8 protein-coding genes are annotated in these 13,495 nt (G+C 74.3%); 2 read left to right on the top strand and 6 right to left on the bottom strand.

The features are described 5' to 3' along the window. Positions 1 to 16: 16 nt before the first annotated feature. The 6 genes from F0L17_RS01085 to F0L17_RS01060 all read right to left on the bottom strand — a co-directional run bounded on the left by F0L17_RS01085 (position 17) and on the right by F0L17_RS01060 (position 10,595). The gene (locus tag F0L17_RS01085) at positions 17 to 1,579 is read right to left on the bottom strand and encodes a phage tail sheath family protein (RefSeq protein ID WP_155069335.1); all 1,563 of its coding nucleotides are present in this window, start codon (positions 1,577 to 1,579) and stop codon (positions 17 to 19) included. A 238-nt stretch (positions 1,580 to 1,817) separates the two neighbouring features. Next, a complete protein-coding gene (locus F0L17_RS27285) occupies positions 1,818 to 3,311 on the bottom strand; it encodes an eCIS core domain-containing protein (RefSeq protein ID WP_238419207.1) in 1,494 nt (497 codons plus the stop codon). A 340-nt stretch (positions 3,312 to 3,651) separates the two neighbouring features. Then, positions 3,652 to 5,823, bottom strand: a complete 2,172-nt coding sequence (locus tag F0L17_RS01075; RefSeq protein WP_420802365.1) for an AAA family ATPase — start codon at positions 5,821 to 5,823, stop codon at positions 3,652 to 3,654. Next, a complete protein-coding gene (locus tag F0L17_RS01070) occupies positions 5,820 to 6,527 on the bottom strand; it encodes a Pvc16 family protein (protein WP_162465636.1) in 708 nt (235 codons plus the stop codon). Before F0L17_RS01070 ends, F0L17_RS01075 begins: the two co-directional genes overlap by 4 nt. Beyond that, positions 6,524 to 9,724: a DUF11 domain-containing protein gene (locus F0L17_RS01065; RefSeq protein WP_155069334.1), complete on the bottom strand. Its 3,201-nt coding sequence runs from the start codon at positions 9,722 to 9,724 to the stop codon at positions 6,524 to 6,526. The genes F0L17_RS01070 and F0L17_RS01065 overlap by 4 nt, the downstream gene beginning before the upstream one ends. 145 nt (positions 9,725 to 9,869) lie before the next feature. Beyond that, positions 9,870 to 10,595 carry a helix-turn-helix transcriptional regulator gene (locus F0L17_RS01060; protein ID WP_155069333.1) on the bottom strand — a complete coding sequence of 242 codons (726 nt, stop codon included), beginning with the start codon at positions 10,593 to 10,595 and terminating at the stop codon, positions 9,870 to 9,872. Positions 10,596 to 10,802: 207 nt separating this feature from the next. Between F0L17_RS01060 and F0L17_RS01055 the strand changes: the two genes are divergently transcribed. Further along, positions 10,803 to 12,158: a COG1470 family protein gene (locus tag F0L17_RS01055; protein ID WP_338017903.1), complete on the top strand. Its 1,356-nt coding sequence runs from the start codon at positions 10,803 to 10,805 to the stop codon at positions 12,156 to 12,158. A gap of 251 nt (positions 12,159 to 12,409) precedes the next feature. Beyond that, a complete protein-coding gene (locus F0L17_RS01050) occupies positions 12,410 to 13,438 on the top strand; it encodes a DUF2332 domain-containing protein (RefSeq protein WP_155069332.1) in 1,029 nt (342 codons plus the stop codon). Positions 13,439 to 13,495: the final 57 nt, after the last annotated feature.

Here is a 13,495-nt window from a genome sequence, read left to right as displayed (position 1 = left end):
CTTGCGGACCCGCGGGTCACTCGTCGATCAGGCTGGTGCTGTCGGAGAACTGGGCCAGCCGGAACACCACGAACTCCGCGGGCTTGACCGGCGAGACACCGATCTCGCAGATGACCCGGCCCTGGTCGATGGACTCCTGCGGGTTGTTGTCGCGGTCGCACTTCACGTAGAACGCCTCCTGGGCGGTGCGGCCGAACAGCGCGCCCCGGCGCCACTCCTCGGTGAGGAACGCGGTGACGTTGCGCCGGATGCTCGACCAGAGCCGGTCGTCGTTCGGCTCGAAGACCACCCACTGGGTGCCCAGCAGGATCGACTCCTCCAGGTAGTTGAACAGGCGGCGCACGTTCAGATAGCGCCAGGCCGGGTCGGAGGAGAGGGTGCGGGCGCCCCACACCCGGATGCCCCGGCCGGGGAAGGCCCGTACGCAGTTCACGCCGATCGGGTTCAGCAGGTCCTGCTCGCCCTTGCTGAGCCGGGACTCCAGGTCCACCGCGCCGCGGATCACTTCGTTGGCGGGCGCCTTGTGCACGCCGCGCTCGGCGTCGCTGCGCGCCCACACACCGGCGATGTGGCCGCTGGGCGGGACGGTGGTGTTGCGTCCGGCGGCCGGGTCGAAGACGCGGATCCACGGGTAGTAGAGGCCGGCGTACCGGGAGTCGTAGCCGGCCTCGTCGTTGCGCCAGGTGCGCACCTGCTGGGCGGAGAGCCCGGGCGGGGTGTCCAGGACGGCCACCCGGTCGCCCATCTGCTCGCAGTGCGAGATCACGGCGAGCTGCACGGTGCGCACGCCCTCGGCGTCGATGTCGCCGCGCTGGTGGGCGCTCATCAGGTCCGGCACCGCGACCATGGTGATCTCGTCGATGGTCTCCAGACCGCCGAACCCGGTGCGGGCCGCGGCGTCGCCGACGTACTCGGCCGGGTCGAGGCGGGACACCTCGCCGGCGCCGGGCGCGGCGGGCACGGCCGGCGCGTCGGGCAGCGCCACGATCTGGTTGGCGGGCCTGCCCGGGGTGGCGCCCTGCTGCTCGGCGACCTCGATCAGCTCGGAGGAGCGGGTCTGGTTGACCAGGTATGCCCTGACGTTCCTGCGGGTCGAGACCTCGTACGTCTCCGCCACCTGCTCGCCCCGCCGGACCAGGACCTTGAAGCGGTCCTGCGGCGGACTCTCGCCGTCCGCGTCGGCGATCTCCACCGTCACCCCGGAGACACCCGGCCGGGCCGCGACCAGGAAACCGCCCAGCTCCACCGGCTCCCCCGCTCCGGCCGCCCGCCGCCGGGCGTCGTCGGCCGCCGCCGGGGCGGAGGCGTCCTCGGCGGCGCCGCCGATCCGCACCACGTACGCGGCGCCGCCGCCGTTGGCGAAGTACCCGTAGACCGCGTGGGCCAGGTAGGTGCCCTCGGTGAAGCCGCCGAAGTGCTGGGTGTACTGGTCCCAGCCGGTGACCAGCGTCGGCGCGTGGAACGGGCCCTTCTCGGCGAACCCGACGAACGCGGCGACGGCGGTACCGACCCCTTCGATCGGCCGGGCACCGGACTGCACCTCCTCCACGTACACGCCCGGGGTGAGGTACGTCGGCATGCTCGCTCCTTCGGGTCCTTGCGGGTCGGTCGGCTGTGTCCAGAGCGAGTCTGCGCGGCGGTCCGCCACGGCGGCAGGGACCGGCGGACCTGCCCGGGGGCAGGACCGCTGCCTTCCCGGCCACCCGCCCCGACGGTCCGGGCGGCACTCGCCCTTGCCCCCGCGGTGCCCGTGCGGGCATGGACGTCCCGGCCGCCGCCCGGCGGGAGACGGGGACGAGGGCCGGCCGGACGTGCCGTCAGACCCCTTGGCGCTGTTTCCACTCCGGGTACACCGAGGTCAGGAACGCCTCGCCACGGGAGACGCTCGCCGTGGAGTCGTTGCAGGAGAACGATTCGGGCCAGCTCCGGTTGAACGTGAGCAGCATGACCGTGGCGTTGCTCTCCGCGGTGGCCTGGTCCACGCCCAGTTTCTCGGTCATCCAGGAGAAGACCGCGGTGCGGCGCTGGGTCGCCCGGACGATCGGATCGCCGCCGCCTTTCACCTGGCCCGCGGCGTTCACGATGCCCTGACGCTGCATGTCCGCCATGAAGGAGGCGCCCATCTGCCCCCAGTTCTCCTCCCACATGGCGCGGTTCGCCGCGGCCTGCTGCTTCAACTGGTCGGCTTGTTGCTGGGTGAGCCGTGCGGTGTTGTCGTGGGCCAGTTTCATGCCGGCGATGACGACGGGATCGAGCGAGGGGTAGACGGACTCGCCGAACTGCGGGAACAACGCGTCCCAGCTGGTCTTGTCCAGGACGTGACCGGTGCTGGCGGTGGCGGTGATGTCCACGGCCCCGATGGGTTGCCCCTGCGAGTACAAGACGTAGTCCGGCCGGGTGGAGCCGTAGGTCACCTGTGTGGCGAAGCGCGCGTTCCCAGGCAGGGCAGGTGCTCCTTCGCCTTCCAGGCGGGCCTGGGCGATGGATTCGATCGCGTAGCCGAATTCCTTGGAGATGCCGCCGCTCCTGCCTTCGGCGTGGAACTTCTGCCAGACCTCGACCCAACGCTTCGTGTAGCCGTCGTAGTCCTTCAACGGGCCCAGCTGCGGGGCGGTGGTGACGTAGTCGTAGGCCCACTGGACCGCCCTGTCGACAGCGGTGAAGAAGGCCTCGAACAACTGTGTTTCGGCCGTGCCGGGGGTGCCCTTCTTGATTTCGACGATATGGCGCTGCAGCGCAGCGGCACCGTCGGCGTGATCCTTTCCCACCGGGTGTTCCGAGGTGTGTCCGGCGGACGGTGCCGGGCCCGCGAGCGCGCGGGTGGCGTTCGTCTCGGCTTCGCGTTCGAAGCGGTCCCCGGGGTCGGAGATCCGGAGCCCGGTCCCGTTGTCGGTGCCCGCGACCGGCCCTCGGCGCTGCTGGATCACATGGGTCAGCTCGTGGGCCAGGGTGTGCCGGTCGCCGCCGCCGTCACCGAGCACGATGTGACTGCCCGAGGTGTACGCGCGGGCGCCCACCTCCGCGGCGGACGCGCGGGCGGCGCTGTCCGTGTGCACGCGCACATCGCTGAAGTCGGCGCCGAGCCGGCTCTCCATCTCCTGCCGCACCGGCCCGTCCAACGGGCTGCCGGGCCTGCGGAGAACATCGTGGACCGAGGAGCGCTGGACGGACGCCCCGCTCTCCTGCTCCTGCCCCCGACCGGCACTCCCGGAGCTCCGGGCCCGCTGGAGCATCCGCGCGGCAACCGCGTTGCCGACGGTGCGCTGCAAAGACGCGAGGACGACGGCCTCCGCGCCGCCGTCGCGCGTCATCGGCGCCGCCGGTACGCCCGTCCGAGCGGGCGGCTTGGGCTTCCGGGTTTCGGTGTCCGAGGTCGAGGCACGGGCTCGCAAGGTCGCTCCTTCCGGCGGCTCGACAGTGCTCGCGGTGCGCGGGCAGGGGGCAGCGCCGCCCGCCCAGCGTGTCGTCCCGGCCGGACACGACGAGAGGGCCGGAAGGGAAGACCCGAGGGCATTCCTCGTGCCCTCGCCGTACCAGGCATACTGATCACGAGCGGGGCGGGCCGGCACGTCCGGAGACGGGGACCCGGTTCGGGACCGGCCTGTCCGGCGTGCGGTCGCGCACGCGGGCCGCAGCCTGCCGGCCCACCCCTCACGCCTCGGCCGCGACCGCCAGCCACGGCCCGAACTCGCCCTCCAGGACCAGCCGGCCCAGCTTGCGGTACTCCTGCGCCACCGCCGTCACCACCTGCCGCATGGTCAGCGGCCCGTCGGCCTCCGCCGCCAGGTAGGCCGCGGTGACCGCGCAGGCGCGGATGGAGCCGCCGGCGAGTTCGAAGCGGTCCGCGCAGAAGGCGAGGTCCACGTCACCGTCCCGGGGCAGCCGCTCGCCCAGGCACCGCTCCCACAGGGCCAGGCGCCGGCCGGCGTCGGGCACGGGGAAGTCCGCCACCACGTCCAGGCGGCGGGTGAACGCCTCGTCCAGGTTGGCCCGCAGGTTGGTGGTCAGCACCGCGATCCCGTCGAACGACTCCATGCGCTGCAGCAGGTACGCCGACTCGATGTTGGCGTGCCGGTCGTGGGCGTCCTTCACCTCCGAGCGCTTGCCGAAGATCGCGTCGGCCTCGTCGAAGAGCAGCACCGCGTTGACCGCCGACGCCTCGGTGAAGATCCGCTCCAGGTTCTTCTCGGTCTCCCCGACGTACTTGTCGACGACCGTGGACAGGTCCACCACGTACAGGTCCATGCCCAGGTCCGCCGCGACGACCTCGGCGGACATGGTCTTGCCGGTGCCCGACTCGCCCGCGAACAGCGCGATCACGCCGCGACCCCGCCCGCCGCCGGGCCGCATCCCCCACTGTCCGAGCACCTGCTCGCGGTGGCGGGCGCGCAGCGCGAGTTCGCGCAGCCGCCGGTGGGTGGTCGGCGGGAGCACCAGGTCGTCCCAGCCGACGCCGGGCTCGATCCGGCGGGCGAGGCGGTCGAGCCCGGCGCCGTTCTGGGCCCGTACGGCGGCCCGCAGGTCGTCGGGGCCCACCGGGCGGCCCTCCAGGGCGGCGGTGCGGGTCGCCACGTCGGCGGCGCGGCGCAACCGGCCCGAATCCAGACGGTGCGCGGCCACCGACCGGGCGAGCGCCTCGGTGTCGCCGGGCGCGGAGCCGTCGCCGGCGGCCCGCTCCAGGGCGTGCCGCCAGCGCGCGGCCTGCCGCCCGGGGGGAGGCGCCGACACGGTCAGGACGACGGGGCTGTCGGCCGCCCACGCCGGATCCCAGCCGGCGGTGCCGTGCGTCAACAGGGGGATCCCCCGCAGCGCCCCGCACAGCGCCGCCAACGTCCGGGCTCGTTCGGCGGGTCGGGCGGGCAGCGCCTCCAAGGGACCGAGGACGACCCCGGCACCGGTCAGGCGGGCTTCGAGGGCGGCCACCCGCGCCAGCTCCGGTACGTCGTCGGAGCGCCGGGCGAGCGCCGCCGCGTCCAGGACGAGCGGGGGCAGCCCGGCCGCGCGCAGGGCGGCGGTGGCCAGCCCCGCGGCGTCGCCGCCCCGGCCGCGCAGATGGACGAGGCCGGCCCCGGCCCCGGTCCCGGCCCCGGCCGCGGCCGCCGCCCGGCGGACCTCCGCCGCCTCGGCGGTCGGGTCCTCGTGGGCCTCGCCGAGCACCTCGGCGAGCCGGGCGTCGGGTCGCGCGTCGCCCAGCAGATGCCCGGTGACCCGGTCCGGGACCACCAGGACGCGGGAGAGCGGCGGCCGGTCCGGCTCGGTGACCTCCACCAGACCGCCCGCGGTCAGCGGCGCTCCGGGGGCGAGCCGGAACCGGGCGGGGGACGCCCCGGCGAGTCCGCACAGCTCCAGGGCGAGCCCGACCGTGGGCCGGCGGCGCGTCAGATCGTCGTTGAGGTAGCCGTAGAGCCGCTCGAACCGCGGGTCCAGGTCCGGTGCCACCGCGACCAGGAGCAGGTCCAGGTCCAGCGGGGACAGTCCGAACCGTGCGGCGAGGCCGCCGAGGACGGAACCGGCCGGCGGGTGCCGGGGCTCGTGGGCGGGCAGGCCGAGGCCGCCCGGCTCGTCCAGGATGCGGGCGACCGCCTCGGGGGTGAGGTACTGGCCCCGGTACGGGTCGTCGGGATCGGGGTCGGCGGCGCGGCGGACCGCCACCGCGTGCCGCACCCGCTCCTCGACCAGACGGAGCCGCGTCCACAGGTGCTCCGCGCCGGCGGAGACGGCTGCGGCGCCCGCCTGCGCGGCGGCTTCGACGTCGGTCCGGGCGTCGGTCCGCGCGGCGGTCCGGGCGGTGGGTTCGGCAGTGGGTTCGACGGTGTGCGTCACGGCTGGCGGTCTCCCCGGCGGCGGCGCCGGGCGGGGGCGGGCGGCCGCCCACGCGGAGCGGCGAAGCCGTCCGGGCCCGGGTCGATCGTCTCCGGGTAGCGCAGCCGGCGCCCCGCCACCGCCTCGCCGCCCTCGCGCCGGGTGGCGGAGCGGACGACGAGCCCCTCGGTGACCGGCGGCGCGACGGCCGTGCTCACCCCGGCCAGCGGCGCCCGCACCCGCACCCCGAGCGACGCCTTCAGCTCCCCGCCGAGCGCCGACCACACATCGGAGGCGGCCGGTCCGTCGTCCCCCGCCCCCACGGTCTCCAGGTCCACGGTCAGGCCGAGTTCGGCGAGCGTGCCGGTGAGCAGCCGCGCGGGCAGGACGTCGCCGGCCACCAGGCAGGCGAGCACCTGCGAGAGCAGCCGGTGCTCGTCCTGCGGGCGGTTCGCCCAGGCCGTGACCAGGTACGTCAGTTCGAACCAGCGGGGCGGGGTACGCCGTGCCACGAGCCGCCCGTCCGCGTCGTACACCTCCCCGGCGCCGCTGCCGCGCCGGGTGGCGTCCTCGCGGATGTCGTACAGGAAGACGCAGACCGTCGGGGCGCTGCGGCGCGCCGCCCAGTCCCGGGTGGGGGCGTCGAAGACCACCTCGACGCCCGACGCCTCCAGGCCGGACTCGCCGAGCAGGCGGCGCAGTCCCTCGTCCACCTCGTGGATCACCGGCGGGTCACCCCGTCGGGCGGCTGCACGGTGCCGCTGACCACCAGGAAGTCGGTCGTCACCGCCGAGAACCCGGGACCGGCGGCGGTGATGGTGCGCGGTCCGGTCTGGTCCTTGGGGAGGATGAGGAGTTGACCGATGAACGTGCCGTCCGGCTCCGGCACGGTCGGTGCCGCCGCGGCGGTGATCCCCGGCTTCCAGGTGAACCGCACCGGCACTCCCGGCGGGAAGTCCCGGCCGCGCACCGAGGTGACGAAGCCGGGCTTGCCGATCGGCGGCACCGCGACGATGCGCGGCTGGAGAACGCGCAGCCGCTGCCGGGCGGTGTTGTCGCGTCGGTCGGCGTCCGTCCCGGTGGTGGTGAGGTCGCCGGTGACACGGCCGGTCAGTGCCCTGTCGGGGCTGAGGACCACCCGGACGACGGTGCTCTCGCCCGGGTCCAGGTCCGGCAGCGCGCACACCCAGGAGCGGTCGCAGCCCGGCGGCGGCCCGTTGTTCGGGATCCCGGCGGGCAGGCCGATGCGCAGCCGCAGCCCGGTCGCCAGCGCCTCGCGGCCGTTGCGCACGGTGTACGTCACCACGACGCGCCCGCCGACGTAGCCGGGGTCGGGCTGGGCCGTGACGCGCACTCCGGGGCCGGCCTCGGGCTCGTCCGGCGCCGGGGGCACGGTGGGCGGCGGAGCTGTGGACGGAGGGGTGGCCGGCGGGGGCGGGGCCGTCGGCGGCGGGGTGGACGGTGCCGGGGTCGTCGGGGACGGGGTCGTCGGGGGCGGCGGGGCCTCGCGCACCGGCACCAGGGTCCGGCCGGCGTTGTCGCCGGGCCTGGGATCCAGGACGGCCCCGGTGACCGACCAGTCGACCGGTGCCACACCGGGGACGACCCCGGTGAGGGTGACGTCCACCGGGACGGTGGTGCCGGGCGGCACCACGCCGACGTCGCACTGGAGGGACGCGGCGTCGCAGGTGCCCCCGGGCCACGCCATCCGGGTGATCCGCACGCCGGGCGGCGGAGCGACGGTCAGCCGGGTGCCGGGGGAGGCGGCCGGGCCGTTGTTCACGACCTCGACGCGGACCGTGGTGGAGCGGCCGACGGTGACCTCCCCGGCGGTGCCGGGCGCGCGGACCGCGAGATCCACGGACCGCTGGACGCTGGGCTCCTTCTGCCGGCCCGGCAGACCGGCGGTGATCGGGGTGAGGGCGCCGGACGCGGTGTCCAGCAGGCTCAGCTTCTCGGGACTGTGGGCCGGAAGGCCGGCGCGGGAGCTGAACACCAAACCGGTGCCGTCGGCCGTCCAGGCGGCGTCACGCGGCTGGAACGGGCCGGTGGCCGAGGTGTCCGGCAGCTCCCGCCGGCAGGCGCCGGGGAGGTCGCGGGCGGCGTCGGGCAACAGCACCCGGCAGTCCTCGCCCGTCGGGGACGTCAGCAGGAGGCCCTTGCGCTCGTCGGCCCGGCCGCCGCCGTTCTGGCGGTTGAAGACGATGCCGCGCCCGTCCGGCGAGAACGCCGGGCTGTCGTCGATGACCTCGCACTCGCCCGGGCAGACCGCTGCGCTCAGATCGCGCTGCCGGCCCAGGTCGTCCACGGGCACGGTCCAGACGTGCTTGTTGCCGCCGTTCCCGTTGATCACGTGGTTGCGGGTGAAGGCCAGGGTGGTGCCGTCGGGGGACCAGACGGGCTGAGCGTCGCCGCCGGTGCCCTGCCCGTCCGGCGGGACGATCTCGCCGCGGATCTCGCCGGTCCCGACGTCCGCGATCAGGACGCGGCCGGGACGCCCGACACCGCCCGGCGAGGTCCGGGTGAAGGCGAGGTACTCGCCGTCCGGGGAGAACGTCGGATCGGTGTCCCAGTCCGCCGGGCCGCGTCCCGCGAGCGGCATGGGTGCCGCGTTGGAGCCGTCGGCGTCCACCGTCCAGATCCGTTGGATCCGGCGGCCGTCGGGGCCGTCCTCGAAGCGGGTCACCACGATCCGGCGGCCGTCGGGCGTGTAGTTCTGCCGCACGGTCCACGGGTCGTACCCGGGCGCGGGCCGGAACAGCGGGTCCTCGGTGGACCCGGGCCCGGGGTCGTCGGCCCTCGGGTCCTCCCTCAGGATCGTCAGCCCCAGGTCGCGGGGGTCGGCCCCGTCCGTCCGGACGTCCTGCAGCGTCACCGTGTTCGGGCCGGCCGCCGAGACGCGCTCCACCACCGCGCCACCGCCGTCGAGCGGGCCGAGCCAGGTGGGCGAGAGGACCTCCCGGTCCTCGCTGAGCACCAGCGAGGGGACCTCGGCGGAGTGCACGGGCGCCCGGAACACGTGGTCCCAGTCGCCCTCGCACTCGCAGGTGATCTCGGGGCTCAGGAACAGCACCTCGTCCCCGTCGGGCAGCCACGCTGCCCCGTGGGCCCGCCACCGCTCCCGCGCACCCCCGAGCAGCGGCCCGTCGGTGCGCCCGTCCGTCACCCGCAGCTGGGGGTCGTCCTGTCCGGCGGCGGTGGCGGTGTACGCGATCAGGTCCCGGTGCGCGGGGTCGTCGACCGGGTTCCACACCGGCTCGGTGGCCGCGCCGTTCGCGGGGTCGGTGATCCGGGAGGCGGCGCCGCCGGTCAGGGGCCGGACGTAGATCTGCGGTCCGGCCGACGGGACGCCGTCGCCGGAGTACGCCAGGCGCCGCCCGTCCGGGGAGACCGTCGGATGCTCCTCGTCCGAGGGCGTGTCGGTGAGTCGCGTCAGGCCGGTGCCGTCGGTGCGCACCAGCCACAGGTCGCGCTGGGTTTGGCCGCCCGGGCCGCCGGGCTCGGCGGAGTCGAACACCACGGCCTGCCCGTCCGGCGTCAGCCGGGGGTGCGCCGCGTCCCGGCCGTCGGTGAGGCGGCGGACCGAACCGTCGGCGGACCGCAGGTAGACCTGCGGGTCCTTCTCGTCACGGCGGCTCGCGAACACCAGCGTGTCGCCGAGGGCGGACGGCTGGACGTCGAAGTGGGCGGGGCCCGCGCCGAACAGCGGCGTGCTGGAGGTGTCGGTGGCGACCCGGCCGAGACTGCGGTGCCGGGTACCGGCGTACGCGATCCGGGTCTCCGCGGCGTCGGCCGCCCGCGGCCGGGGCTCGGCGCCGCTCTGCTCGGAGGCCGCCGTCACCGTGAGCAACGGGACCACCAGCAGCAACGACGTGCCGAGCCTGACCAGGCGGTTCCGCCCGCCGGGGCCGGCGGTTCCCATCACAGCCCCCCTCGCAGGTTGGTGCGGCATCCGGATGTGCCTCCGCCACTCTCCGACGTCCGCGTGCGGCGCGGCAGGGCGGCGGGGGCGTATCCGGGGGAAGCGCGTGGTGCGCTTTCGGGCAGCGCCGGGGGCCCGGCCGTCGTCAGATCAGCCCGTTGCGGAGCGCGTAACCGACCGCGTGGGCCCGATTGCGCAGTTGCAGCCGCGTGGTGATCTCGTTCAGCACGTTCTTGACGGTCCGTTCGGAGTACGCGGTCTTGCGGGCGATCTCCGCTGTGTTCAGGCCCTCCGACACCAGGCGCAGCATGTCCGCCTCGCGCGTGGTCAGCGTGGACAGGGACAGGCCCCGCGGGTCGAGCGCCGAGCGCTGGAGGCCGCTCACGTGCGTGAGCAGCTCGCCGAGCAGATCGCCGGGCAGCACGCCCTCACCGTTGGCTATCGCCAGGACCAGGTGGAGAAGCCGGTCCTGGTCGGCCTCGGTACGCCGCAGCACCGCCGCGACGCCGCACTCGATGACGCGTTGCAGCGCGCCGGGCCCGAGCGTGCCGACCACCAGGCCCGTGCGACCGGCGGTGTTGTGTCGCAGCCGGTGCAGCAGGGCGGCCACACCGTCGTCGACGCCGTCCACGACCACCAGCGATGCCTGCGCCTGCTCCGCGTCGGTGTCGTCGAGCAGATCGACCTCGGGGCGCGGGCGCAACTGCTGGACGATGCCGACGCGCAGGACCGGATCGGCGGCGTAGACGGCCACGGTCACCCGGCCCGGGTGGTCGGAGCGGGAGGCCCGGCGCGTGGACCGGGGCTGGGCGGGCACACGTGGCGGCGTGGTGGCGGACGTGACCGAACTGCCTTTGTCTGAGCAGAGCATGGCGGGTTACCTATCTCGTAAGTCCTGGGTCCATGGGGCGAAGCGGGGGTGGCACGACCGCCCGTATGTTGCCCGCGAAGGTGACGGGATGCCGTCGACGCGCTCCATCACAACGGAGTCGGATGTCGCGCTCCGGGCACTACGACTGCCCGGGTGTTGCCCTCGCGCTCCTCGTCGAGCCTCCGGGCACGGTCCTACCGTGGTGGCGTGACGCCTTCCCAAGCCTCTTCCGGCCCCGGTGCGCCCGACGTCGACATCCCGGCGGTGACAGTGGCACCGGGCGACACGGCCACGACCGGTGTGACGGTCCGCAACGACAGCGACATCGTCGAGGCGTACAACCTGGAGGTCGTCGGGGACTGCGCTCCCTGGACCACCGTGGACCCCCCGCGGGTCTCCCTCTATCCCGGCACCTCGGAGACGGTGACGATCCGCCTGGAGCCGCCGCGCTCTCCGGAGGTCCGGGCCGGCGAGGTGCCCCTCGGAGTGCGGGTCCTGCCGACCGAGCACCCCGAGTCGGTGCGGGTCCTCGAAACCACCGTGCACATCGAGGAGTTCCGGGAACTGCGCGCGGAGCTGGTTCCGAGGCGCCGACGCGGTTGGCTGCGGGGCCGCTACCGGCTGACGGTGCGCAACCAGGGCAACTCCCCCGTGCGGGTGGGCTTCACCCCCGGCCAGGCGGGCGAGGAGTTGGGGTTCGCCTTCAGCCCGGCGGAGCCGAAACCGGAGCCCGGCGAGTCGACGGAGGTCGGGCTGCGGGTCCGTACGGGCAAGCCGGTGTGGTTCGGCGCCCCGGTGGTGTGGCCGTTCACCGTGGACACCGCCGAAACCGGTGACCAGGAGACGGTGGGCCGGGACGCGACCGCCGTCCGGGCACCGTTGGACGCGGAGTTCGTCCAGATCCCGATCTTCCCCAGGTGGCTGCTCGTGGTGCTCGCCGCGCTGCTGGCGCTGTTGCTCGCGTGGTTCGCGCTGGTCCGCCCGGCGGTGCGCAGCGCCGCCGAGGAGGCGGTCAACGAGGCGGTCCAGCCGCGTCCCACGCCCGCCGGTCAGCCGGGCGGACAGGCCCCGGACACCGGACCCGGCGGCGGCCTGGACGCCCGCCCCGGCGGCCGGGAGCCGGGTGCGACGCCCGGATCGGGCGGTGACGGGTCGGCGGCCGACGCCGGAACCTCGGGCGGTGCCGGTGTCTCGGGCGGTGCCGGCCGGCAGAGCTCGGCGACCATCGATCTGCAGACGCCCGGAGGGGCGACCAGGACCGGCACCTACCGGGTGCCCGACAACAGCGTCTTCGGGATCACGGATATCGTCGTCGCCAACTTCCAGGGGGACGAAGGGGTGTTGACGATCACCTTCGGCGACCGAAAGATCACCACGATCGCGCTGGAGACCTTCCGGAACCAGGACTATCACTGGGTGACCCCCATCGAGATTCCCGAGAACGACACCGTGACCGTGGAGGTGACCTGTGAGAAGCCGGGCACGCCGGCCACCGGTCGCCGGGCGCGGGGGTGCCATGAAGTTCTGAACGTGAGCGGTGTACTCAGCCGTACCGCGCGATGAGGGCGGAGACGTTTCACGACCTTATCGACCGGTGTGGGCCCGTCTGAAGATCTGGATCTTGTTCCGTCCGGAAAACGACGGCCCAGGACCGAAAACCGGCTCTGCCCGGCCCGCCGTGACCGCCCGGACAGTGCCCGGTCGTGCTGTCCCGACAGGTCGGCGACGCGCCCGTGTGACCTTCCGGACACCCATGCGCCGCGGCTTCTTCCCCGCACCGGACAGGAGCATGATCCTCGGGTGGGAGGGCAGTGATGAGCAGGCATGTGAGCACCGATCCGGACCCGGACGTCGAGTCGCGGACGATCGCGGACGAATACCGACTCTTCGCCGAGCGCCAGGCGAGGGGGCGTTCACCCCGCTACGAGACGTTGAGCCTGGGGGTGGCCGAGGACGAGAGGCTCCTGGCGCTACTGCGCGAGCTTCCGCCGATCAAGCGTCAGCCCAACCTCCTGCTGGCCGCCGCACGGCATCTGGGCGCGCCCGTCGACTCGTCCGACGGATTCCGCGCGTGGGTGATCGCCCACTGGGACCGGGTGAGTTCCCTCGTGTTGTCGCGGCTGACGCAGACGAACGAGAGCGCGCGGTGCGCCACCTTGCTGCCGCTGCTCGCGGCGCTGCCGCAGCCGCTGGCGCTCATCGAGGTCGGAGCCTCGGCCGGGCTCTGCCTCCACCCGGACCGGTACCGCTACCGCTATGACGAGGGTGAACCGTTCGGACCGACGGACAGCCCGATCACCCTGCCCTGCCGTACCACTGGCCCGGTGCCGATACCGCGTCGGTTGCCCGAGGTCGTCCGGCGGGCCGGAGTCGACCTCAATCCGCTCGACCCCTCGGATCCCGAGGACGCCGGCTGGCTGGAGAGCCTGGTCTGGCCGGAGCAGACCGAGCGCCTGGAGCGACTGCGCGGCGCCCTCGAAGTGGCCCGCGCCGAGCCGGCGCACCTGGTCCGCGGAGACCTGAACGAGACAGTGGGCCGACTGGTGGCCCAAGCTCCCGAGGGGGCCACGCCCGTGGTCTTCCACAGCGCGGTTCTGGCCTACCTCTCACCTGAGGCACGCGCGCGGTTCACGCGGACGATGCGGGGCCTTCCGTGCCGCTGGATCTCCAACGAGGCGCCCGACGTGCTCCCCGCGGTGCGGGACCTCCTGCCTGAGCCACCCCCGACCGGCCGCACCACGTTCGTCCTCGGCCTCGATGAGCGTCCGGTCGCGTTCACCGGACCACATGGCGAACATCTCGACTGGTTCGCCGGTGCCCGCCTTCCGGTTCCGGGCGAATGACGTTTTCGCACCGGTGGGTCGTCGAAGGCCGGCCCAACGTCACCGTTCCCGCCGGCC

The organism is Streptomyces taklimakanensis (assembly GCF_009709575.1).
Taxonomy (GTDB): Bacteria; Actinomycetota; Actinomycetes; order Streptomycetales; family Streptomycetaceae; genus Streptomyces; species Streptomyces taklimakanensis.
The sequence above is the reverse complement of the archived record's forward strand: the minus strand, read 5'-3'. Positions and strand labels throughout refer to the sequence as shown.